21 protein-coding genes and 4 tRNA genes are annotated in these 21,719 nt (G+C 23.2%); 12 read left to right on the forward strand and 13 right to left on the reverse strand.

The window, feature by feature from the left end:
• Positions 1 to 18 precede the first annotated feature (18 nt).
• Positions 19 to 1,902: a PTS mannitol transporter subunit IICBA gene (locus tag D9V74_RS02730; protein WP_158363057.1), complete on the reverse strand. Its 1,884-nt coding sequence runs from the start codon at positions 1,900 to 1,902 to the stop codon at positions 19 to 21.
• A gap of 193 nt (positions 1,903 to 2,095) precedes the next feature.
• Positions 2,096 to 3,745, reverse strand: coding sequence for a glucose-6-phosphate isomerase (gene pgi / locus D9V74_RS02735; protein ID WP_158363059.1), 1,650 nt, complete (start codon positions 3,743 to 3,745; stop codon positions 2,096 to 2,098).
• A 200-nt stretch (positions 3,746 to 3,945) separates the two neighbouring features.
• On the opposite strand from pgi, the gene orn reads away from it, so the two are divergent.
• Positions 3,946 to 4,491 carry an oligoribonuclease gene (orn, locus tag D9V74_RS02740; protein WP_158363061.1) on the forward strand — a complete coding sequence of 182 codons (546 nt, stop codon included), beginning with the start codon at positions 3,946 to 3,948 and terminating at the stop codon, positions 4,489 to 4,491.
• Between the two features lie 66 nt (positions 4,492 to 4,557).
• Positions 4,558 to 4,633: transfer RNA gene (locus tag D9V74_RS02745), tRNA-Gly, on the forward strand.
• A gap of 699 nt (positions 4,634 to 5,332) precedes the next feature.
• Here D9V74_RS02745 and rpmE read toward each other — a convergent pair.
• Entirely contained in the window at positions 5,333 to 5,533 is a 201-nt protein-coding gene (gene rpmE, locus D9V74_RS02750) for a 50S ribosomal protein L31 (RefSeq protein ID WP_158363063.1), read from the reverse strand.
• Positions 5,534 to 6,119: 586 nt separating this feature from the next.
• Here rpmE and hslV point away from each other — a divergent pair.
• The 5 genes from hslV to coaD all read left to right on the forward strand — a co-directional run bounded on the left by hslV (position 6,120) and on the right by coaD (position 10,911).
• Complete coding sequence (gene hslV, locus D9V74_RS02755; RefSeq protein ID WP_158363065.1) at positions 6,120 to 6,650, forward strand: ATP-dependent protease subunit HslV; 531 nt, start codon at positions 6,120 to 6,122, stop codon at positions 6,648 to 6,650.
• Positions 6,651 to 6,662: 12 nt separating this feature from the next.
• Positions 6,663 to 7,994: an HslU--HslV peptidase ATPase subunit gene (gene hslU, locus D9V74_RS02760; protein ID WP_158363067.1), complete on the forward strand. Its 1,332-nt coding sequence runs from the start codon at positions 6,663 to 6,665 to the stop codon at positions 7,992 to 7,994.
• Positions 7,995 to 8,233: 239 nt separating this feature from the next.
• Positions 8,234 to 8,716 (forward strand): Hsp20 family protein, encoded by a 483-nt coding sequence (locus D9V74_RS02765; RefSeq protein WP_158363069.1) that lies wholly within the window; start codon positions 8,234 to 8,236, stop codon positions 8,714 to 8,716.
• A gap of 107 nt (positions 8,717 to 8,823) precedes the next feature.
• Entirely contained in the window at positions 8,824 to 9,582 is a 759-nt protein-coding gene (locus D9V74_RS02770; protein WP_158363071.1) for an FAD-binding oxidoreductase, read from the forward strand.
• Between the two features lie 843 nt (positions 9,583 to 10,425).
• Positions 10,426 to 10,911 carry a pantetheine-phosphate adenylyltransferase gene (coaD, locus tag D9V74_RS02775; protein WP_158363136.1) on the forward strand — a complete coding sequence of 162 codons (486 nt, stop codon included), beginning with the start codon at positions 10,426 to 10,428 and terminating at the stop codon, positions 10,909 to 10,911.
• Between the two features lie 88 nt (positions 10,912 to 10,999).
• Here coaD and D9V74_RS03005 read toward each other — a convergent pair whose 3' ends face one another.
• Positions 11,000 to 11,995: a hypothetical protein gene (locus D9V74_RS03005; protein ID WP_261979361.1), complete on the reverse strand. Its 996-nt coding sequence runs from the start codon at positions 11,993 to 11,995 to the stop codon at positions 11,000 to 11,002.
• Between the two features lie 80 nt (positions 11,996 to 12,075).
• A complete protein-coding gene (locus D9V74_RS02785; protein WP_158363073.1) occupies positions 12,076 to 12,531 on the reverse strand; it encodes a hypothetical protein in 456 nt (151 codons plus the stop codon).
• 136 nt (positions 12,532 to 12,667) lie between these two features.
• Here D9V74_RS02785 and D9V74_RS02790 point away from each other — a divergent pair, with 136 nt between their 5' ends.
• Positions 12,668 to 13,408: a class I SAM-dependent methyltransferase gene (locus D9V74_RS02790; RefSeq protein WP_158363076.1), complete on the forward strand. Its 741-nt coding sequence runs from the start codon at positions 12,668 to 12,670 to the stop codon at positions 13,406 to 13,408.
• A 78-nt stretch (positions 13,409 to 13,486) separates the two neighbouring features.
• Here the strand turns inward: D9V74_RS02790 and D9V74_RS02795 are convergent, their stop codons facing one another.
• The 3 genes from D9V74_RS02795 to dapF form a co-directional block, all read right to left on the reverse strand.
• Positions 13,487 to 14,941, reverse strand: a complete 1,455-nt coding sequence (locus tag D9V74_RS02795; protein WP_158363078.1) for an inorganic phosphate transporter — start codon at positions 14,939 to 14,941, stop codon at positions 13,487 to 13,489.
• A gap of 77 nt (positions 14,942 to 15,018) precedes the next feature.
• Entirely contained in the window at positions 15,019 to 16,236 is a 1,218-nt protein-coding gene (locus D9V74_RS02800; RefSeq protein WP_158363080.1) for an MFS transporter, read from the reverse strand.
• 31 nt (positions 16,237 to 16,267) lie between these two features.
• Positions 16,268 to 17,122, reverse strand: coding sequence for a diaminopimelate epimerase (gene dapF / locus D9V74_RS02805; protein ID WP_158363082.1), 855 nt, complete (start codon positions 17,120 to 17,122; stop codon positions 16,268 to 16,270).
• Positions 17,123 to 17,305: 183 nt separating this feature from the next.
• Here dapF and cyaY point away from each other — a divergent pair, with 183 nt between their 5' ends.
• The 4 genes from cyaY (at position 17,306) to D9V74_RS02825 (ending at position 19,531) form a co-directional block, all read left to right on the forward strand.
• Positions 17,306 to 17,656, forward strand: a complete 351-nt coding sequence (gene cyaY / locus D9V74_RS02810; protein ID WP_158363084.1) for an iron donor protein CyaY — start codon at positions 17,306 to 17,308, stop codon at positions 17,654 to 17,656.
• Between the two features lie 143 nt (positions 17,657 to 17,799).
• Positions 17,800 to 18,744: a hydroxymethylbilane synthase gene (gene hemC / locus D9V74_RS02815; protein ID WP_158363086.1), complete on the forward strand. Its 945-nt coding sequence runs from the start codon at positions 17,800 to 17,802 to the stop codon at positions 18,742 to 18,744.
• A complete protein-coding gene (locus D9V74_RS02820; RefSeq protein WP_158363088.1) occupies positions 18,741 to 19,085 on the forward strand; it encodes a uroporphyrinogen-III synthase in 345 nt (114 codons plus the stop codon). Before hemC ends, D9V74_RS02820 begins: the two co-directional genes overlap by 4 nt.
• 2 nt (positions 19,086 to 19,087) lie before the next feature.
• Entirely contained in the window at positions 19,088 to 19,531 is a 444-nt protein-coding gene (locus tag D9V74_RS02825; RefSeq protein ID WP_158363089.1) for a uroporphyrinogen-III synthase, read from the forward strand.
• Here D9V74_RS02825 and D9V74_RS02830 read toward each other — a convergent pair.
• From D9V74_RS02830 to trxA, 5 genes are all read right to left on the reverse strand, one after another.
• A tRNA-Pro gene (locus D9V74_RS02830) sits at positions 19,505 to 19,578 on the reverse strand. The two genes, D9V74_RS02825 and D9V74_RS02830, sit on opposite strands and share 27 nt — an antisense overlap.
• A 14-nt stretch (positions 19,579 to 19,592) precedes the next feature.
• Positions 19,593 to 19,665 (reverse strand) — tRNA-His (locus D9V74_RS02835).
• Positions 19,666 to 19,695: 30 nt separating this feature from the next.
• Positions 19,696 to 19,769, reverse strand: a tRNA-Arg gene (locus D9V74_RS02840).
• 183 nt (positions 19,770 to 19,952) lie between these two features.
• The gene (gene rho, locus D9V74_RS02845; protein ID WP_158337677.1) at positions 19,953 to 21,212 is read right to left on the reverse strand and encodes a transcription termination factor Rho; all 1,260 of its coding nucleotides are present in this window, start codon (positions 21,210 to 21,212) and stop codon (positions 19,953 to 19,955) included.
• Positions 21,213 to 21,327: 115 nt separating this feature from the next.
• Positions 21,328 to 21,666, reverse strand: coding sequence for a thioredoxin TrxA (gene trxA / locus D9V74_RS02850; RefSeq protein ID WP_158363090.1), 339 nt, complete (start codon positions 21,664 to 21,666; stop codon positions 21,328 to 21,330).
• Between the last annotated feature and the right edge of the window lie 53 nt (positions 21,667 to 21,719).

Consider the following 21,719-nt stretch of genomic DNA (forward strand, 5'->3'; position numbering starts at 1 on the left):
ATTAAAATAAAATTAAATTTATTTAATAGTTAATAATTCTAAAACTTCATTTATACTAGTAGTAGTAGATAATTTTTGAATAGTTTTTTGATTATCTAAAGCATTAGTGATATTACTTACTACCATAATATGTTCGTTATTTTTTGCCGCAATACCAATAACAAGATAAGCAATTTCATCTATTTCTTCTCCAAATTGAACACCTTTAGGAAATTGACAAAAAATTATTCCTGTTTTTAAAACAGAATCTTTTGATTCAATTGTTCCGTGCGGTAATGCTATTGATTCTCCAAGCCAAGTAGAAGACATTTTTTCTCTTTCTAACATAGATTCAATATAATTCTCTTTAACATAACCTTGCGTAACAAGTTGTTTTCCAACAATTTTAATAGCTTCTTCTTTACTATCAGCATATTGATTGAGTAAAATATTTTTTTCAGTCAATTGGAATAAACTAAATGATTGTTTCTTATTATCATTATCTGTAATACGGACATGATCAATATTTTGATTAATATTGATAGTATTAGTATGTTTGATTAATTTTTCTATTAAATTATCATAAAAATTATTATTAAGAAAGTTTTTTAAAGAGATATGCTGCGCATATGGTGCATATTTTTGAGCACGAGATGTTAAATTTTGATGTGTAATAACTAAATCTGTTTTTTTTGGTAATAAATTAATAGCTGTATTTAAAACAGAAATATAATTTAAATTAGCTTTTTTTATTTTTTTTCGTAGAATACTTGCACCTAATGCACTAGATCCCATACCAGCATCACAAGCGACAATAATACTTTTAATTCCATTAAAATTAATATGATCTAAATTATTTTTCAAAGATAAGGGATTAAAATTATTTTTATACTCTACTTTATACAGATCAAAATTAAATTTTAAAAATAATGCAGAACTGATAAAAGAAACTAAAAAAGAACAAAAAATAGCTAGAATATTAGCTAAATAACAACCTTTCGGAGTCATAGCTAAAATAGATAACACAGAACCTGGTGATGCTATAGAAATTAAACCACCTTTTAGAAAAACTAGCAAAAAAATACCACTCATTCCACCTAAAATAAGAGAAATAATTAATTTTGGTTTAATTAAAATGTAAGGAAAATAAATTTCATGTACTCCTCCTAAAAATTCAATGATTGCAGCTCCTCCTGAAGATTTACGTAAATCGCCTTTTCCAAAAAAAAACCATGCTATTAATACACCTAATCCTGGACCAGGATTCGATTCGATTAAAAAAAATATAGACATATGATTTTTAGATGCTTCTTGAATACCTAAAGGTGAAAAAATTCCATGATTCATCGCATTGTTTAAAAAGAATATTTTAGCTGGTTCTATAATAATAGAAGTAAAAGGTAATAAATGATAATACATTATAATTTTTATTAATCTTTCTAGCACATGAGATAACCATTGAATAAATGGTCCAATTGTAAAAAATGAAATAATTGATAACAATATTCCTATTATTGCAATAGAAAAATTATTTACTAACATTTCAAAACCATTTTTAACTTTATTTTCTATTTTTTTGTCAAAATATTTTATAATCCAACCACTTAAAGGTCCTACAATCATTCCACCTAATAACATTGGCATATTAGTACTAGTAATAACTCCTATAGTGGCTATAGCACCAACTAATCCTCCTCTAGAAGAAGAAATTAAATTTCCTCCAGTATATCCAATTAAAATAGGTAAAAGATAAAAAACCATTGGAAACAGTAATTGCTCTAAATTTTTGTTAGGTTGCCATCCCAATGGAACAAATAAAGCACTCATTATCCCCCATGCAATAAAAATACTGATATTAGGCATAATCATGCTACTTAAAAACTGACCGAAATTCTGTATTTTTAATTTAATTGATATTAACATAGTCAACACTCATATTCCTATCATAAATAATATAATAAATAAATAGAATATTAAAATATTTTTCAAAATGTTATGTAAAAACAAATTAACTCATTTAATATTCTAAAAAAATATTTAACCAATTTTAATATAAAAAATTTTTTTTTGTATATTTCAAATAATAAAGTTTTTATATGATTGATAATAAATTCGGTTATATACTAAAAAATTTATAAAAATTAATAAGACCTTGAGTCGAAGAATCATAATTTTTATTATAAATATTACTTTTTAAATCATTATAAATATTTTTAGATATTTTTTTTCCTATTTCCACACCCCATTGATCAAAACTAAAAATATTCAATATATAACCTTGAACAAAAATTTTATGTTCGTATAAGGCAATTAATGCACCTAAATTATAAGGAGTAATTTTTCTTATTAAAATTGAATTTGTTGGTTGATTTCCTTTACATATTTTAAAAGGTAAAATATCATTAATTTCTTTTTGACTTTTTTGAGAAAATATTAAATCTTTTATTGCTTCATCTTTAGTTGTTCCAAATGCTAATGCTTGTGTTTGAGCTAAAAAATTAGATATTAATTTAATATGATGATCATCTAAATCATTATGTGATATAATCGGAGCGATAAAATCACAAGGAATTAATTTAGTACCTTGATGTATTAATTGATAAAATGCATGTTGACCATTTGTTCCTGGCTCACCCCAAATAATAGGACCTGTTTGATAAGATATTTTTTTTCCGTTTCTATTAACAGATTTACCATTTGATTCCATATTAGATTGTTGAAAATATGCTGAAAAACGGTGCATATATTGATCATATGGAAGTATTGCTTCTGTTTCAGAGCCAAAAAAATTACTATACCAAATACTGATTAAAGATAACAATACTGGAATATTTTTGCTGTAATCAGTATTATAAAAATGATTATCCATAGCACAAGCACCATCTAAAAATTTTTCAAAATTATTAAATCCAATAGATAATACAATCGATAAACCAGCCGAAGACCATAATGAAAAACGTCCACCTACCCAATCCCAAAATTCAAAAATATTATTTATATTAATTCCAAAATTTAAAGCATTTTTAATATTTGCTGACAAAGCAAAAAAATGTTTATCTAAAGTCGTTTCATTTTTTGAATAATTTAAAAACCATTTTTTTGCACTATATGCATTAGTGATAGTTTCATCAGTTGTAAATGTTTTAGAAGCTATTAAAAAAATAGTTTTTTCAGGATTGACTTTTGTTAAAACTTTTAAAAGATGACTACTATCTATATTAGAAACAAAATGTATATTTAAATGATTTTTATAGGGATAAAGTGCTTCACTAACCATATACGGTCCTAAATCAGATCCACCAATACCAATATTTACAACATCTGAAATAGATTTACCTGTATAACCCGTCCATTTTCCATCAATAACGTCTTGTGAAAAATTTTTCATCTTTTTTAATAAACGATTTATATCTAACATAATATTTTTATTATTAACTATTATAGGACGATTGGATCTATTACGTAATGCTACATGCAATACAGAGCGATCTTCTGTATGATTTATTTTCGCACCAGAAAACATTAATTTTATTGCAGATTTTACATCAGTTTCTTTAGCTAAATTTATTAAATACATTAATGTTTCATCAGTAATCCTATTTTTTGAAAAATCAACTAACATATCTTTTTGAAAAATAATTGAAAATTTTTTGAATCGATTAACATCATCAGCAAATAGTTCTTTTAAATGAATATTTTTTATTTTTTCAAAATGATTTTGCAAATATTGATACGATTTAGTATTGTTAAAATTAATATTTTTCATCAACAAATTTATATCTCCTTATAATCTTGTTTATATTTTTTTTTAAAATATTTTTTAAATAAGTCAGTAATTTATCAATTTTTATATTATATTCTATTCGTAAAATTTTTAAACAAAATATATTTCTTATTAAAAAAAATTTATAAAAAAATTTATATATAATATAAAATAACTTATAAATAAAATATATGAAAAAATATATGAAAAAAAATAAAAATAATTTAATTTGGATTGATTTAGAAATGACTGGTTTAAATCCTAATATACATCGTATTATTGAAATTGCTACGTTAATCACAGATAATCATTTAAATATTCTCGCAGAAGGACCTGTTATTTCAATAAGTCAAAAAAAAGAACATATTTTTCATATGGATCAATGGAATAAAAAAACACATACAAAAAATGGATTAATAGAATCCGTAAAAAATAGTACATATAATGAAAGAACAGCAGAACTTGAAACTATAATATTTTTAAAAAAGTGGGTACCCATACACTCATCTCCTATTTGTGGAAACAGTATCGCTCAAGATCGTAAATTTTTACTTCATTATATGCCTGAATTAGAAAATTTTTTTCATTATAGAAACATAGATGTTAGTACAGTTAAAGAATTATTTTATAGATGGAATACAACAATCTTAAAAAAATTTCAAAAAAAAAACATACATAGAGCATTAGCAGATACTTATGAATCCGTTGCAGAATTGAATTTCTACAAACAATATTTTTTGAAATTTTAATAAAAAATATTTTTAAAAAGAAAGCTTGAAAAATATATTTTATAAATATAAAATAAAACTTACATTGCGGGAATAGCTCAGTTGGTAGAGTACAACCTTGCCAAGGTTGGGGTCGCGAGTTCGAATCTCGTTTCCCGCTCCAATCAAACATAAAAATATACTTATAAGTTATATATATTATAATAATATAAATAATATATATTAAAATAAATTAAAAATTAAATAATCTTATAAAATTATCAAAATATAAGATACCATTATTAAAAAAGAATCATTAATTAGGTAATTGAGAATTTATATCTAAAATATTTAGAATAAATTAAATATTTTAATATAATTAAATTTGATATATTGATATAATTAATAAAAAAAATTTTTTAAAAATATAAAAATGTTTATAGATTCTAAACAAAAAAAAATATATTTTAAGAAAATCAAATGATTTAAGAAAATTAGATGAACTTATAAACACATCAAAAACAATCGATAATATTTTTTTCAAAACAAACTATTTAAATTAAGAGAAATAAAGTCACTTATATAATCCAATTGTAATGTAGTAATGTAATCTATAAAAATTATTTTCAAAATATTTATAATTAATTATAAAAACATTAATTAAAAGAACTTATAGAAATAGTATATATAAAAAATTCTAAAATTATTTGAACTTATAAACTTATTAAAATCTATTTTAATGACTTTAAATTAATCAAAAATAGTTATATCAAATAATCTATCAATAAAATCTGTCAATAAAATAATAATTATTTATTAAGCATCTTAATGTTAAGATATAAGATGCTTAAATCTTAAAGAATAAATTTATCTTAACTCTTTCTTACATTTTAAAACGTTTTTTAAATCTTTCAACACGACCTCCTGTATCGACAACTCTTTGCTTTCCTGTGTAAAAAGGATGACATTTTGCACATATATCTAAATTTAGATTATGATTAATAGTAGAAAAAATTTCAATGATATTTCCACAAGAACAAGTAGCTGTTACTTTAGTATAATCAGGATGAATTTTTTTTTTCATATGAAACATTCCTATAATTAATTATAAATATCTATCTTAATATTATTTATCATTTATAATATTAATCTCTATTATAATATCATTAATTTTGATGTTCAAAACTTAAAAATTTGTTATTTTAATCGATTATATAAAGAAAAATAATGTATAAAAATAAAAAAAAAATACTTCTATAAATTTTAATAAAAAAAAAAATAAAAATAAAAAATTCTATTTATTATATTTTATTTTTATATGCATGTTTATTTTTTTTGTTTTTTCTAATTTACATCTTTACTTTTCTTCTGAACAAAAAAATATAAAAATTATTCATGAAAATAAAAATGATGATTTTAAACCTTCTCAAATAACAGAAAAATGGAAATATATTAAAAAATTAAAAAATTTATAGAATATTATTTTAATCTAACGATTTAAAATAATTTTACTAATTTAACATTTTTTTAAAAATATTTGAAAGCATTCAAAAAAATATATCAAATAATCATATGCTATTTTATAAAATAGTTAATCACATCTTATAGTAAGATATTTTTTTGTACAAAAAATATAAGAAATAAAGATATTATTTAAAGAGGCTTTTCTTGTGACTACAATATTAAGCGTAAGGTTAAAAAATAAAGTAGTAATTGGAGGTGATGGACAAGCGACTTTAGGCAATACCATTATGAAAAGTAATGTAAAAAAAATTAGATCTTTATATCACGATAAAGTAATTGCTGGTTTTGCAGGAGGAACTGCAGATGCTTTTACTTTATTTGAAATGTTTGAAAAAAAATTAGCTATATATCAAGGGCAATTACAACGTTCTGCTATTGAATTAGCAAAAGATTGGCGATCAGATAAAATGTTGCGAAAATTAGAAGCTTTATTAGCTGTAGCTGATAAAGAAACTTCATTAATTATTACAGGGAATGGAGACGTAATACAACCTGAAGATGATTTGATAGCCATAGGATCAGGTGGATCTTATGCTCAATCTTCTGCTAAAGCATTAATTGATAACACTAATTTAGATGCAAATGAGATTGTAAAAAAATCCTTACATATAGCTGCGAATATTTGTATTTATACAAATCATAAATTTACCATAAAAGAATTGTTTTCAGAAAAATAAGGAATAATCTCTATGTCTGATATGACTCCTCCTCAAATTGTTTCTGAACTTGATAAATTTATTATCGGTCAAGACAAAGCAAAGAGAGCTGTATCTATTGCATTAAGAAATCGTTGGCGTCGAATGCAATTAAATAATGAACTACGTCATGAAATTACTCCAAAAAATATTTTGATGATTGGCCCTACAGGAGTAGGTAAAACAGAAATTGCAAGACGTTTAGCTAAACTAGCAAATTCTCCTTTTATTAAAGTTGAAGCTACTAAATTTACTGAAGTTGGATATGTTGGGAAGGAAGTAGATTCAATTATCCGAGATTTAACTGATGCAGCTATTAAAATGATTCGAATTAAAAACATTGAAAAAAATAAAATTCGAGTAGAAGAAATAGTAGAAGAAAAAATATTAGATGTTCTAGTCCCAAGACCGAATAAAAATTGGACAGATAATGAAAAAAATGAAAGTCTTTTAAAAACTATTCAAATATTTCGGAAAAAATTAAGAGAAGGTTTATTAGATAATAAAGAAATAGAAATTAATTTACTATCAACAACTATGGGTATTGAAATTATGGCTCCTCCAGGTATGGAAGAACTAACTAGTCAATTGCAATCTTTATTCCAGAATTTAGGAGGACATAAAAAAAACAGAAGACGTCTCAAAATTAAAGATGCTGTAACATTATTAACAGAAGAAGAAGCAACTAAATTAATAAATCAAGAGGAAATTAAAAAAGAAGCAATTCATGCAGTTGAACAAAATGGTATAGTGTTTATTGATGAAATTGATAAAATATGTAAAAGAGGTGATTCATCTGGTCCAGATATTTCACGAGAAGGAGTTCAAAGAGATTTATTACCTTTGGTTGAAGGATGCACTGTATCAACTAAACATGGAATGGTTAAAACAGACCATATTTTATTTATTGCTTCTGGTGCTTTTCAAACATCTACTCCTTCTGACTTGATCCCAGAATTACAAGGACGTCTTCCTATTAAAGTAGAATTACAAGCTCTCACTGTAGATGATTTTGAAAAAATTTTAACAGAACCTAGAGCGTCTATTACAACACAATATAAAGCACTGATGGAAACCGAGGGTGTAAATATTCTTTTTACAAAAGAAGGGATACGAAATATTGCAGAAGCCGCTTGGAAAGTGAATGAATCTATGGAAAATATTGGCGCTCGTAGATTACATACTATATTAGAAAAATTAATGGAAGATATATCATTTAATGCAACTAAACATAAAGGTAATAAAATTGAAATTGATGCAAAATATGTAGGAGAGCATTTAGATCAATTAGTATCTAATGAAGATTTAAGCCGTTTTATCTTATAATCTTTTATATAAAATATTTATCCATTGCATATATTTTAAAAATAGATGAGTGTTTTTATTATATACGATATATTTATTTAAATTAATTTTTCAAATACTATTGAAAAAAAAAAATAAAACCTTACTATTATAAAGTAAAAGATATTTTAATTTTCTTATAAGTAAATATTTTAGAAAATATTAATATTTTAATTAATATTGACCATTTATCTAATACAAAATATTTTAAGGAGCTTATTATGTCTTATCGTTCTCTTTCATTTATTCCTAATTTTAATGATAATAATATTTTTTCAAATAGATTTAATCAAATTGATAAAATGTTTAGCACTTTAACAGGAGAAAAACCTATTTCTGATACACCAAAATATAATCTATTTCAAATAAATGAAACAGAGTATCAGTTAATATTAAGTATTCCTGGATTTAAAGAAGAAGAATTAGACATATCTGTACATAATAATCAATTATCTATTCAAGGAAAAAAACAAGAATCAAAAGAAAATCATGATAAAAAAATAAGTAGTTGGTTACATCAAGGTATAATATTTAATGATTTTTCTGTAAGTTTTAATTTAGATCATAAAATTAAAGTAAAAAAAGCAGAATTATCTTTAGGTTTATTAAAATTAGATTTTGAATGTAATATTCCTGAAGAAGAAAAACCAAAAAAAATTGCTATTAATATTCCAAAAGATACAAAAAAAATTGATCAAAAATAACATTCAAAAAAATATAAAAAAATCTTCATGTATTTTTTAAATATAAAAATCATTGTACTAAAAAAAAGTACAATGATTTTATGTCTAATAAAAATTGAGAATAAATAATGAATCCATGGATTATTGCAAATGTTTTAGAAATTAAAAAATGGACAAATAATTTATTTAGTCTTATTTTAAGAGCTGATATTGAACCATTTCATGCTGGACAATTTACTAAACTATCTTTATATGATATTAACAATAATAACAAAAAAATTCAAAGAGCATATTCCTATGTTAATTCTCCTAGTGAAAAAAATATAGAAATTTACATTGTTCGTGTTAAAAATGGAAAAATGAGTAATTTGTTATATAATTTAAAATGTGGTGATAAAATCTTTATTAAGAAAAAATCATTTGGTTTTTTTATTATTAATGAAATACCAGATTGTAAAAATTTATGGATGTTTGCTACAGGAACTGCTATTGGTCCGTATTGTTCAATTTTAAAAGAAGGGAAAAATATTGATAGATTTAATAATATTATATTAGTTCATGCAGTTCGATATTATAATGAATTAACTTATTTACCTTTAATGAAAGAATTATATAAAAAATATAATGGCAAACTTAAAATTCAAACAATTACTAGTCGAGATAAAAGCAACAAAGATTCGTTAACTGGAAGAATACCTATTTTATTACAAAATAATTCTTTAGAAAAAAAAATTGGGATACCAATAGAATCTCATACTTCACATATCATGTTATGTGGTAATCCTGCTATGATACAAGATACATATTTGTTTTTAAAGAATTATAGAAATATGAAAAAACACTTACGTCGTTCACCAGGTAACATTACAATAGAACATTATTGGTAAAAAATTTTATAATAACTTGATAGAACTAATATTATTTAGTTAATTGTTTTATAATTAAAATAATGAATTCAAGTAGTATAATATTTTAAAAAAGTTAACTTATTTAAAAAAAATTCAAAATTAAATCAAATATTAAAAATGATAATCATTTATGTTCAAGATTAATAATATCATATTTGTTGTTTTTAAATAGAAAAAATATTCATTTATGCATACAAATCGTTTCCTAACTTGATCTCTTTTAAAAAAATCAAATTCTTGTAATATATAAAAATATTTTAAATAAATTAAAAAGCAGTTTTTTATTTTAAAAAATAATAAATAAATCTATATTTATTTTTTAAGTGAAGTCTTATATATATTAAGTTATATATAAAATAACGTTAAATAATAATATTAATTAATTTATATTTTTTCACAAAAAATAAGATAGTTTAATAAATATACTGAGATATCTTATGAGTCTTTACAATTGACTTATAAAATATATATCTAAAAAAATTTTATCAATATGTCTTAATATAAAAAAATTTTTTTATATCAATGCAATTTAATATTATTAAATATTCATCTATTTTCATCAAGATTTTTTATAAAATATAAAAAATTAATACTATTACACATAGTAAATTATTTATGAAAATATTAAGTTTATTTTTTTAAATACTATAACATTAGTATTTCGATCTTTAATTCTTTTGTTAATATAACACAATATTAGAAATAATTTTTAACATGATCATAAAATACTGAATATGGTTATTGTAGTTATTAGATTTATAAATATTTTTTTATATATATTTTTTTTTAGAATTTATTATGAAGCAACAAAAACAAAAAAATATGAATACAATTGCAATATATCCAGGTACATTTGATCCTATTACATATGGACATTTAGATATTATAGTAAGAGCAACAAAAATGTTTAATAATATAATAATTGCTATTGCTAATAATACAAAAAAAAAACCTATTTTTAGTTTAAAAGAAAGAATAGAATTAACTAGAAAGGTAACATTACATCTTAAATATGTTAGAAAAGTACTTGGTTTTAATGATTTGCTTGCTAATTTAGCAAAAAAAGAGCGATCTAAAATCTTAATTAGAGGTGTTCGTACAATACTTGATTTTGATTATGAAGTAAAATTAGCAACAATAAATAAAAAAATTTATCCAGAATTAGATAGTGTATTTTTACTTTCATCTCAGGAAGTTTCTTTTATATCTTCATCTTTTGTTAAAGAAATGGCATTATATAAAGGTAATATAAAACCATATCTTCCAAAGGAAGTACATGCTGCATTAATAAAAAAACTTCGTCAATAAATTAATTATGAATAATATGCAATTCTAATTAGTAGGATAAATGTTTTATTTATCCTACTAATTTAATAATAAGCAATAAGTTTATATTTTATTTTAAAAAATATGAATATTTCATAATTGGTAAATTATTTGCAGTGAATATTATAGTTGCACGTATTCCATAAGATTTATATTGTTTAATAGTATTACTGTTTTTAATATCTAAATCAGATATATGAGTAGCTACTAATTTAATAGAACCATCATTTAAATAATTAATTTTATAGGTGCTTTTAATATTTTTTAATTGGTATTCACTAATTTCTGGATGTTCAGAAAAAAATTGTAAATATGATTGACGTAAAAATTTTTTATTTGCATAAGTAGAAATTAATCGACGCACTTCAACATTTGGAATAATCTTTTCAAAAGATTCTATCATTTTTTTATGAGTATCAATTGGAATAATATGGTCATTAATAATGAAAAGAAATGGATCAGAATCAACCATAAAGCTTTCTTCTAATTTATCAGATAATTTTAAATACTCATATTTTTCTTGGAATTTTTTAATTGTAAAATTAATATTATTTAGTGAATTTAATTGACTTGAAACTTGCCATTCATTTTCACTAATAAAATCTTTGTAATAAGATTTTTCAATATTTGAATCCATTCTTCTTTTAAAATTTTTATCCATATTTAAAATTTGTTTTCTGCCTTCCATATCAAATTTTTCATCAAATCTATTATAAGGAAGATAATCATCTTGAGTACTTGTTGTCTTTGTTACTGTTACAAGATCAGGAAATGTACTTAAAGATTGAGGATGAGTTGGATTACCATTTGATGTATTTATAATTTTTATTTTTCCTTTATTTCTAATATTATCAACAATAGTACCTATAAAAACCTTGGAAGATTCAATTACTCTTTCAAGTTGTTTAATATAATCAGAAAATAGGATAAAAGATTCTTTTTTTTCATCTTTTTCGGCATTACGATTTTTGTTTGATGATGAATAAATGGTTTTCAAGATATTATCATGAAAAATATTTATAGCTCTTATTTTTATACGATCATAAGTATGAAAAATATGATTCATAATTTTATGAGAAATACTTTGATTAATTTTTGGGATATTAACAGGTAAAAAATGACGACTAGATGATGCTATTTTAGAATTTAAAAGACGTGATTGGCTGTGATTAAGAATTTTTTTTTCATTAATAAATTATAAATATTTAAATTATTATTGTACTTAATAATATCTTTATTATCTATATCCATATCGTGCAAGATATCATCGTTTTTTATATTTTGTTTTATATTTTCATTTTTTATCATATTACTTGTTTTTTTTATATTATATTTTTGAAATAATATTTTTTCTATTTCTTTTTTTATAAGATTTAATAATATTAGAGAATTATTATTATGTGAATGTTCTAAATTTTTCAGTTTGATTTTTTCTTGAGAAAAATTAATATTTTTTTTAGAATTATTATCAGTGATATTTTTTATTACATTTTTATCTTTTTTAATTTTTAATGTATTTTTTTTTATAGTATTTTGATAAATATCTATTTCATTTAAATATTTTTTATTTACTATATCTGTAGATAATAAATTATGTAGCATAATATCTTTATCCTTATTACAAGTAATTTTTAATATGTTTTTAGTAAAAATAGATTTCCTAAAAATTAAATCATATTTTAATTATTTTTTTTTAAAAGTCAATTACTAATTTAAAAACAAAATAAGTTTAAAAAACATGAAAATATATTTAAATTTAAAATTTTGCAATCAAAGAATATTAAATTTGATTGATTTATTTAAATTAGAACATGATCCATGTTCTTCTATAGGTTTGTTGGCAAATTACAATTCACTAGAATTATATAATCGTAATAATACAAAACAAAAATCTATTAAAGTTGATTTTTTTTCTAAAAAAAATAACTATAGATGTTTACATTATAATAAAAAAAACGAAATTTTACATAAAGTTGCAGGAATAAAAAAATCTTATACTCCTTTTATACTAGATTTAACTGCTGGATTAGGTAACGATGCTTTTATATTTTCTTTTTTAGGTTGTCAAGTTGTAATGATAGAACGTCATCCAATAGTTGCTGTATTATTACAAGACGGTTTACAAAGAGGCTACAATAATGAAAAAATAGGTTACTGGTTAAAAAAAAGATTACATTTAATAGTAAATGATAGCTGTAAAATTTTAGAATCTTCTTTGTTTAAACCAGATGTTATTTACTTAGATCCGATGTATCCTATCTGTAAAAAAAAATGTTTACCAAAAAAAAATATGCAAATTTTAAGATATTTAATAAGACACAATGATGATTGTGAAAAATTATTATATATGTCTAGAAAAATAGCAAAAAATAGAATTATTGTTAAACGTCCTATTTATGCTGAACCTTTATCAAAAGAGAAAATAAATTTTTTTATCAAGACTAAAAACCATCGTTTTGATATATATATTCCTTATTAAACATTAAAGGAGCACATATTCTATATGCACTCCTATTTTAATCAATGCGATTAATATATTTAAAATTAAATTAATTTTTTATATTATTAATAATGTGATCCAATATAATAATCCAGACAATAAAATTGAAATAGGGAGAGTTAACATCCATGCCAAAGCAATATTTTTCATAGTTTTATTTTGAATTCCATCACCATCAATTAGCATTGTACCTGCTACAGAAGAAGAAAGAATATGTGTAGTAGAAACTGGTATACCTGTATAGCTAGCAATACCAATAGAAAGAGAAGCAGTGATTTGTGCAGACATAGCTTGTGCATATGTCATACTTTTTTTTCCTATTTTTTCACCAATAGTTATAACTATTCTTTTCCATCCTATCATAGTCCCTATTGATAAAGATAAAGCAATTATGAATATAATCCAAGTAGGTGCATACTCAATCGTTTTGAGTATAATTTTTTTATTTTTCATTAAAAAATATTTATTTTGAAAATCTGTTTTAGATACTATTGTTTGATCAATTGTATCAGCAATACTTAATAAAAAATAACGTAATTGAAATCTTTTTTTAATATTTAATGTATTATAATTAGATACATTTTTAAGTAATAATTTAGTATTAATAATATTGTGTATAATACAGTTATTAATTATTTTTTGTTTATTTGTTAGATTTGTTTGATGAAAAATATTATTTGTTTTTTTTAAATAATATTTTTCTAAGTCATTTAATGCATATTCTGTAGAAATAATATCATATTTTTTAGCATGTAAATCAACTAAAAAAGCAGATGGTGCAATTCCAATAAGTACAAGCATAATTAATCCAATACCTTTTTGTCCATCATTTGCACCGTGAGCATAACTGACTCCAATAGATGATAAAATCAATGCTATTTTAATGAAAAATGGTGGTGTTTTTTTTTCATCTATTTTTTCTCTCTCTGCAGGTGTCATATGAATACGATGAAATCTTGTATTTTGATTGAAATAATATCTTAATAAAAAAATCAAACCTCCAGCTATAATTAATCCAATAATAGGTGATAAAATTAAAGATAAAAAAATACTAGTCATTTTAGGTAAATTGAATGCATATAATAAAGATGAACCTTTGATAATTGCATGTGTTAAACCAATTCCAATAATTGCTCCAATAAGAGCATGTGAACTAGAAGCAGGTAAACAGAAATACCATGTAGATAAATTCCAAATTATAGCTGCTAATAATATTGAAAAAATCATAGCAAGAGCATGAGTAGAAGTAGTATTTAATAATAAATCATTAGGTAATAAATGAACAATCGCATAAGCAACAGTTAAACCTCCTAATAACACACCTAAAAAATTAAATATCCCAGACATTATAACTGCTTTGCGTGCAGACATTGCTCGTGTATATATTAATGTTGATACGGCGTTGGCTGTATCATGAAAACCATTGATAGCTTCATAAAATAAAACGAAAAGTAAAGCTAAACAAACTAGTAAACTATGATTCAAATCAAAATAAGAAAATAAATCCAGCATAATATTTCAGCCATTTTTGATAAATTTAACTGAGTGAATTATCTTTTAAAAAGTATTTTGATAAAAATATATATTTTTTAAATATTATTTTTTTTTAATTTTAAAGATAAGAAAACTCCAAGAAATAACATTGTTATAATAAAAACAGAAATTCCAAACCATTTCATATGAAACCAAAAAAACCCTCCAAATGTACCGAAAACGCTAGAACCAAGATAATAAAAAAATAAATATAGAGATGTAGCTTGAATTTTAGAAATATTATTATATGATCCAATCCAGCTACTAGCAGTAGAATGTGATGCAAAAAAACCACCAGAAAATATTATTAAACCGAAAATAATTATAAATAACTCATTAAATTGTGTAATAAATACACCTATAATCATTAATAATAAAGAAATAACAAGAATACTATTTTTTTCATATTTATTTATAAGCATACCTGCTTTAGGTGAACTATATACTCCTGTTAAATAAATAATAGATATAAATCCAATGCTAGATTGACAAAAATAAAATGGTTCTAAGATAAAACGATAACCAATATAATTAAAAATTGTGACAAAACTACCCATGAGTATAAAACCTATTAAAAATAGAATAAATAATCCGGGGTTTTTTAATTGAGAATAAAAATGATTTAAAAATTTAGGAAAATTAATAGAAATGGATAAAAAATTTTTAGAAGGAGGTAAAAAATATAAAAAAAAACAAGATGATACAAAAGAAAATACACCAATAATCATTAAGGCAGTATGCCAAGAAAATTTTTCTGATAAAATGCTACTTAAAAGTCGTCCTGCACAACCACCTATAGTATTTCCACTAATATATAATCCCATACAAAAAGATAAAGAATTGGGATGTATTTCTTCACTGATATATGTCATAGCAACTGCAACAACACCACTTAATGCTAAACCAGTAAATGAACGTAATAACACAATACTAAACCAACTTTTCATCATAGAGCAAATCATTGTCAATATTGCAGCTATAAATAAAGAAGCTGACATAATTGATTTTCTACCAATCATATCAGATAATGGACCAGTGAACAACATGCCTAAAGCCATAGTTATAGTTGCTGCAGAAAGAGATAAACTACTTTCAGCTGGAGTTAAATAAAATTGTTTAGAAAATACTGGTAATATTGATTGTACACAGTACAAAATGGAAAAAGTTGCAAAACCACCTGAGAAAAGAGCTAGAATAACTTGATTAAATTTTTTTGTATTCTTTTGTATATATTCTTTTTTTAAGAATTTTGTTTCTTTTTTCAATAAAATCAAAATATAGCCTCATTTTAAATAAGAAATAATTTTATATATATATATAACCATCATAAATGTGTTTTGCAGGTCCTATCATATAAAGAGAATGTCCAAAACCTTTCCATTTTATAATGAGATTTCCACCTAGTAATTCAACTTTTACTGTATTAGATAAGAAATTTCGAGCAATTCCTACTGCTACTGCTGCACAAGCACCACTTCCACAAGCTTGAGTTTCACCTACATCACGTTCATATACTCTATATTTAATATATTTTTTATTTACAATTTGCATAAAACCTACATTTATTCCTTCTGAAAAAATGGAATTTTTTGCTATTTTTTTTCCAATATTATCTACAGGAGCATGTTTAATAGATTCTACTTTTAAAATACAGTGTGGATTTCCTAGAGATACTAAACTACATATTAAACTTTTATTTAATAATTTTGTTTCAAAATTATGATATTCAATATTCTTGGATAAAGAAAAATTTTCTAATTTAAAAATGGGTTCTCTCATATTAACTTGTATCGAATTTTCAGAAAAGTATTCAATAATAAGGTTTCCTTTTTTAGTATTAAGTGAAATTTTTTTTTTGTTTGTTAAATTTTTTAATAATAGAAATAGACCTACGCATCGTGCACCATTCCCACATTGTTCCACTTCATTTCCATTAGAATTAAAAATACGATAATTAAAATCAAATAAAGGGCTATTTGATTTTTCTATTATTAATAATTGATCAAAACCAATACCAGTATGTCGATTAGAAAGTTTTTTTATAAATTTTGATGATAAAATAAAATTTTCTTGAATACAATTAATAACCATAAAATCATTACTTAATCCGTGCATTTTAGAAAAATTTATTTTTTTTTTGTTTTTGTGATATAGATACATTTTTTTCCTAATAATTATTTGACTGTAATGTTAGTAAAATCATTTATTTTAAAATTTAATTTTTTAATATTAGATGATATATAAAATATATCATGATATATATAATGATATATATATCATTATAACTTTGATGTTCTTGAATATATAATTTTAAAATGTATTAATAATTAAGGGTGTGATTAAATGCAAAAAAAAACATTTTTAAAAAAAGAAAAGAAAAATTTTTATATTTTAGTAAATAATCTATTTTTAGAAGTAGAAGATAATCTTAAATTATATGAAAATGATATTGATTTAGATTATACAATTCAAGATTATGTTATGACTATTAGTTTTTCAAAAAAAAATTTAATCATAATTAATAAACAAGAATCATTAAAACAAATTTGGTTAGCGACAAGATTAAATGGCTATCATTTTAATTATGAAAATAATCAATGGATATGTAACCGAAGTAATAAAAATTTCTGGGAAATATTTGAACATGCATTTTCTGTTCAGTCAAATAGGCATATAACATTTATAAAAAAATAAATAATATATTAAATATATAAATTTTTTATAAATAATTTTAAAATATGATAATGTTTTGTATTTTAAAATGATAAAAATTTTTAATTTTATTAAAAAATATTTATTCATAATATTAAAAATATATCTAAATATAATATAGTAATATGCAAAATAAAACTTTAAGAATTGCAACTAGAAAAAGTCCTTTAGCTTTAGAACAAACTAAATATGTTCAAAAAAAAATATTATCTTTATATCCAGAAATAAATATCAAATTAGTTCCTATCGTGACTCATGGAGATAATATTTTAAATAAATCTCTTTCAAAAATTGGAGGTAAAGGTTTATTTATAAAAGAATTAGAATACGCCCTTCTTGAAAATAGAGCAGATATTGCAATTCATTCTATGAAAGATCTTCCAGTAAATATTACAAAAGAATTGTGTTTAATTAGTATATGCAAAAGAGGAAATGCTTTAGATTCCTTAGTTTCTAATAATTATCAGTCAATTAATCAATTACCTAAAGGTGCTATAGTTGGTACTTCTAGTTTAAGAAGACAATGTCAATTAATTACTTATCGACCAGATTTAATTGTATCTCCTTTAAGAGGTAATATTGAAACTAGAATTGCTAAATTAGATAAAGGACAATATGATGCAATCATTTTAGCTACTGAAGGATTAAATAGATTAAGTTTGAAAAATAGAATTACTCAAATAATTCCTGCAGAATTATCTCTTCCTTCATGTGGCCAAGGTGCAATTGGTATTCAATCTAGATCTCATGATAAAAAATTTTTATTTTTTTTATCTCGTTTAAATCATATTAATACTTTTATTGAAATAAATACAGAACGAGCATTTTGTAGAAAATTAGAATCAGGTTGTCAAATTCCGGTTGGTAGTTATGCTATTTTAAAAAAAAATAAAATTTGGTTAAGAGGATTAGTAGGTTCTCCTAATGGTAAAATAATATTAAGAGGAGAAAGAATAGGGTGGTATAATACAGGTGAAAATATGGGATATTCTTTAGCTGACGAATTACTTAATAATGGTGCTAAAAGTATTCTAAATAACCTTCATATCAAAAGACCTGATTATATATGAAAATATTAGTTATGCGTCCTTCTCCTGTAGGAGAAGAATTAGTAAATGATTTAAATAAATGCAATATAAAATCTTGGCATTTTTCTTTATTTACTTTTTTACCAAGTTTAAGTAAAAAAAGTTTATCAAAAAAAATTACTAAACTATATGAAGCGAATATTATTCTTGTGTTTTCTAAAATGTCTGTTTATTATACAAATTTATATTTAAAAAACAATAATTTGCAATGGCCTTCTCATGTCATATATTATGCTATTGGACAAAGTACAGCTAATCTTCTCAATCAATATGTAAAAAAAAAATTTTTTTTCCAAAAAAAGAAAATAGTGAAACACTGTTAAATATGTTATATAAAAATATTTTAAATAGCAGTATAAAAAAAAACAAAATTGTTTTATTACAGGGAGAAAATGGACGAAATTTTATTGCAAAAGAATTAAAATATATAGGCTGTAATGTGAATTTAATTGAATGTTACAAAAGAGTTTTAAAAATTTTAGATATTTATGAAGAAGTAAAAAAATGGCGTTTATATGGAATAAATACTCTAATAATTACTAATGGTGAAACATTAAATCAATTAAAAAAAATAGTTTCTGATACAAATCAGATACAATGGTTATTAAAATGTAAAATATTTGTGATTGGTAAAAGATTGTCAACTTTAGCTAAAAAATTAGGATGGCACAAAATAATTATTTCAAATTATGCAAATAATCATTTTTTATTACAAGTTATTAAAAAAAATAGAATTAATTTTTCGGCGAAAGAGGATTTGAACCTCTGACCTACTGGTCCCAAACCAGTTGCGCTACCAAGCTGCGCTATTCGCCGTTTTTATTTTTTTGGGTGGTTAATGGGATTTGAACCCATGACCACTGGAATCACAATCCAGAGCTCTACCAACTGAGCTATAACCACCAAAATTTTTTAAAAATATTTTTTTATGAGTGCGCTCGACAGGGTTTGAACCTGACACCTCTACCTTCGGAAGATAGTGCTCTATCCAGATGAGCTACGAGCGCATTAACACATAAATATAAAACTAATTAGATTTTAAAGTTAATAATCTTTATTGTCCAGTTTTTTTTGTAAAAATTTTTATTTAATAATTATAAATTATAGTTGTATTTTAAAAAAATTTTACAATAAAATATATATGGAATATTAAAAGATAATTTAATAGATGTATAGTAATTTTTATAAATTTATGAACGTTTCATCATATCAAAAAATTCATCGTTTGTTTTAGTCATTGATAATTTATTCAGTAAAAATTCCATTGCATCTATTTCACTCATAGGATGAATAATTTTTCTTAAAATCCACATTTTTTGTAGTTCATCTGGTAAGGTTAATAATTCTTCTTTTCGTGTTCCGGATCGATTGTAATCAATAGCTGGAAAAACACGTTTTTCCGCAATTTTTCTAGATAAAGGCAATTCCATATTTCCTGTTCCTTTAAATTCTTCATAAATTACTTCATCCATTTTTGATCCAGTATCTACTAGCGCAGTAGCTATAATTGTTAAACTCCCTCCTTCTTCTACATTACGTGCAGCACCAAAAAATCTTTTAGGTCTATGTAAAGCGTTGGCATCAACTCCACCTGTTAAAACTTTTCCAGATGCAGGTACAACTGTATTATAAGCACGGGCTAAACGTGTAATTGAATCAAGTAAAATAATTACATCTTTTTTATGTTCAACTAACCTTTTCGCTTTTTCAATAACCATTTCCGCAACTTGAACATGTCTAGATGCCGGTTCGTCGAAGGTAGATGCAACTACTTCTCCTTTAACTAATCTTTGCATTTCAGTTACTTCTTCAGGTCTTTCATCAATTAATAATACCATTAAAACACAATCTGGATGATTATAAGCAATACTTTGTGCAATATTTTGTAGTAATATTGTTTTTCCAGCTTTTGGAGGAGCTACAATTAATCCTCTTTGTCCTCGTCCAATTGGTGAAGCTAAATCTAAAACTCTAGCGGTTAAATCTTCAGTAGATCCGTTACCACGTTCCATTCTCAATCTAGAGTTAGCATGTAATGGTGTTAGATTTTCAAATAATATTTTGCTTCTTGCATTTTCTGGTTTATCATAATTTACTTCATTAACTTTAAGTAGAGCGAAATATCTTTCACCTTCTTTAGGAGGTCTGATTTTTCCAGAAATAGTATCACCAGTACGTAAATTAAATCTACGAATTTGACTAGGTGAAACATAAATATCATCAGGACCAGCTAAGTAAGAACTATCTGCGGAACGTAAAAATCCGAATCCATCTTGCAGTATTTCTAAAACACCGTCTCCAAATATATCTTCTCCACTTTTTGCATGTTGTTTAAGAATAGCAAAAATAATATCTTGTTTACGCATGCGCGCTAAATTTTCTAACCCCATTTTTTCACCAAGAGTAATTAATTCAGAAACTGGCATATTTTTAAGTGCAGTAAGATTCATAATGGTGGGTTCTTAGTAAAATCGGGGTACATCTCGAAAAAAATTACAATGTAATTGTAAAGTTTATTGATAAATTAAAAATAAAATTAAATGTTTATATTTATTTTATATTGCATTATATTTTAGTATGATTTTCAATATTATCGTCTAAAAATTTTTTTAGTTCTATTTTTGAAACAGCTCCAATTTTTGTAGCAAGAACTTCATTATTATAAAACAAAAGTAGTGTTGGAATACTTCTAATAGAATACATTGGGGCAGTATTAGAATGTTTTTCAATATTTAGCTTTCCTACACTAATATTAGGGTATTCTTCTGCTATTTCTTCTAAAATAGGTGCTAACATTTTACACGGATTACACCATTCAGCCCAAAAATCCACTAAAAAAAAATTTTTTGACTGTAAAACTTCTTTTTTAAAATTTTGATCAGTAAGTTCTATTATTTTTTTCATTAAAGTATTTTACTCAACAGTAAGAAATTAGATAAGTAGTATTAAATAAAGTA

The sequence above is a fragment of the Buchnera aphidicola (Macrosiphoniella sanborni) genome (assembly GCF_005080885.1).
GTDB classification, from domain to species: Bacteria; Pseudomonadota; Gammaproteobacteria; order Enterobacterales; family Enterobacteriaceae; genus Buchnera; species Buchnera aphidicola_AU.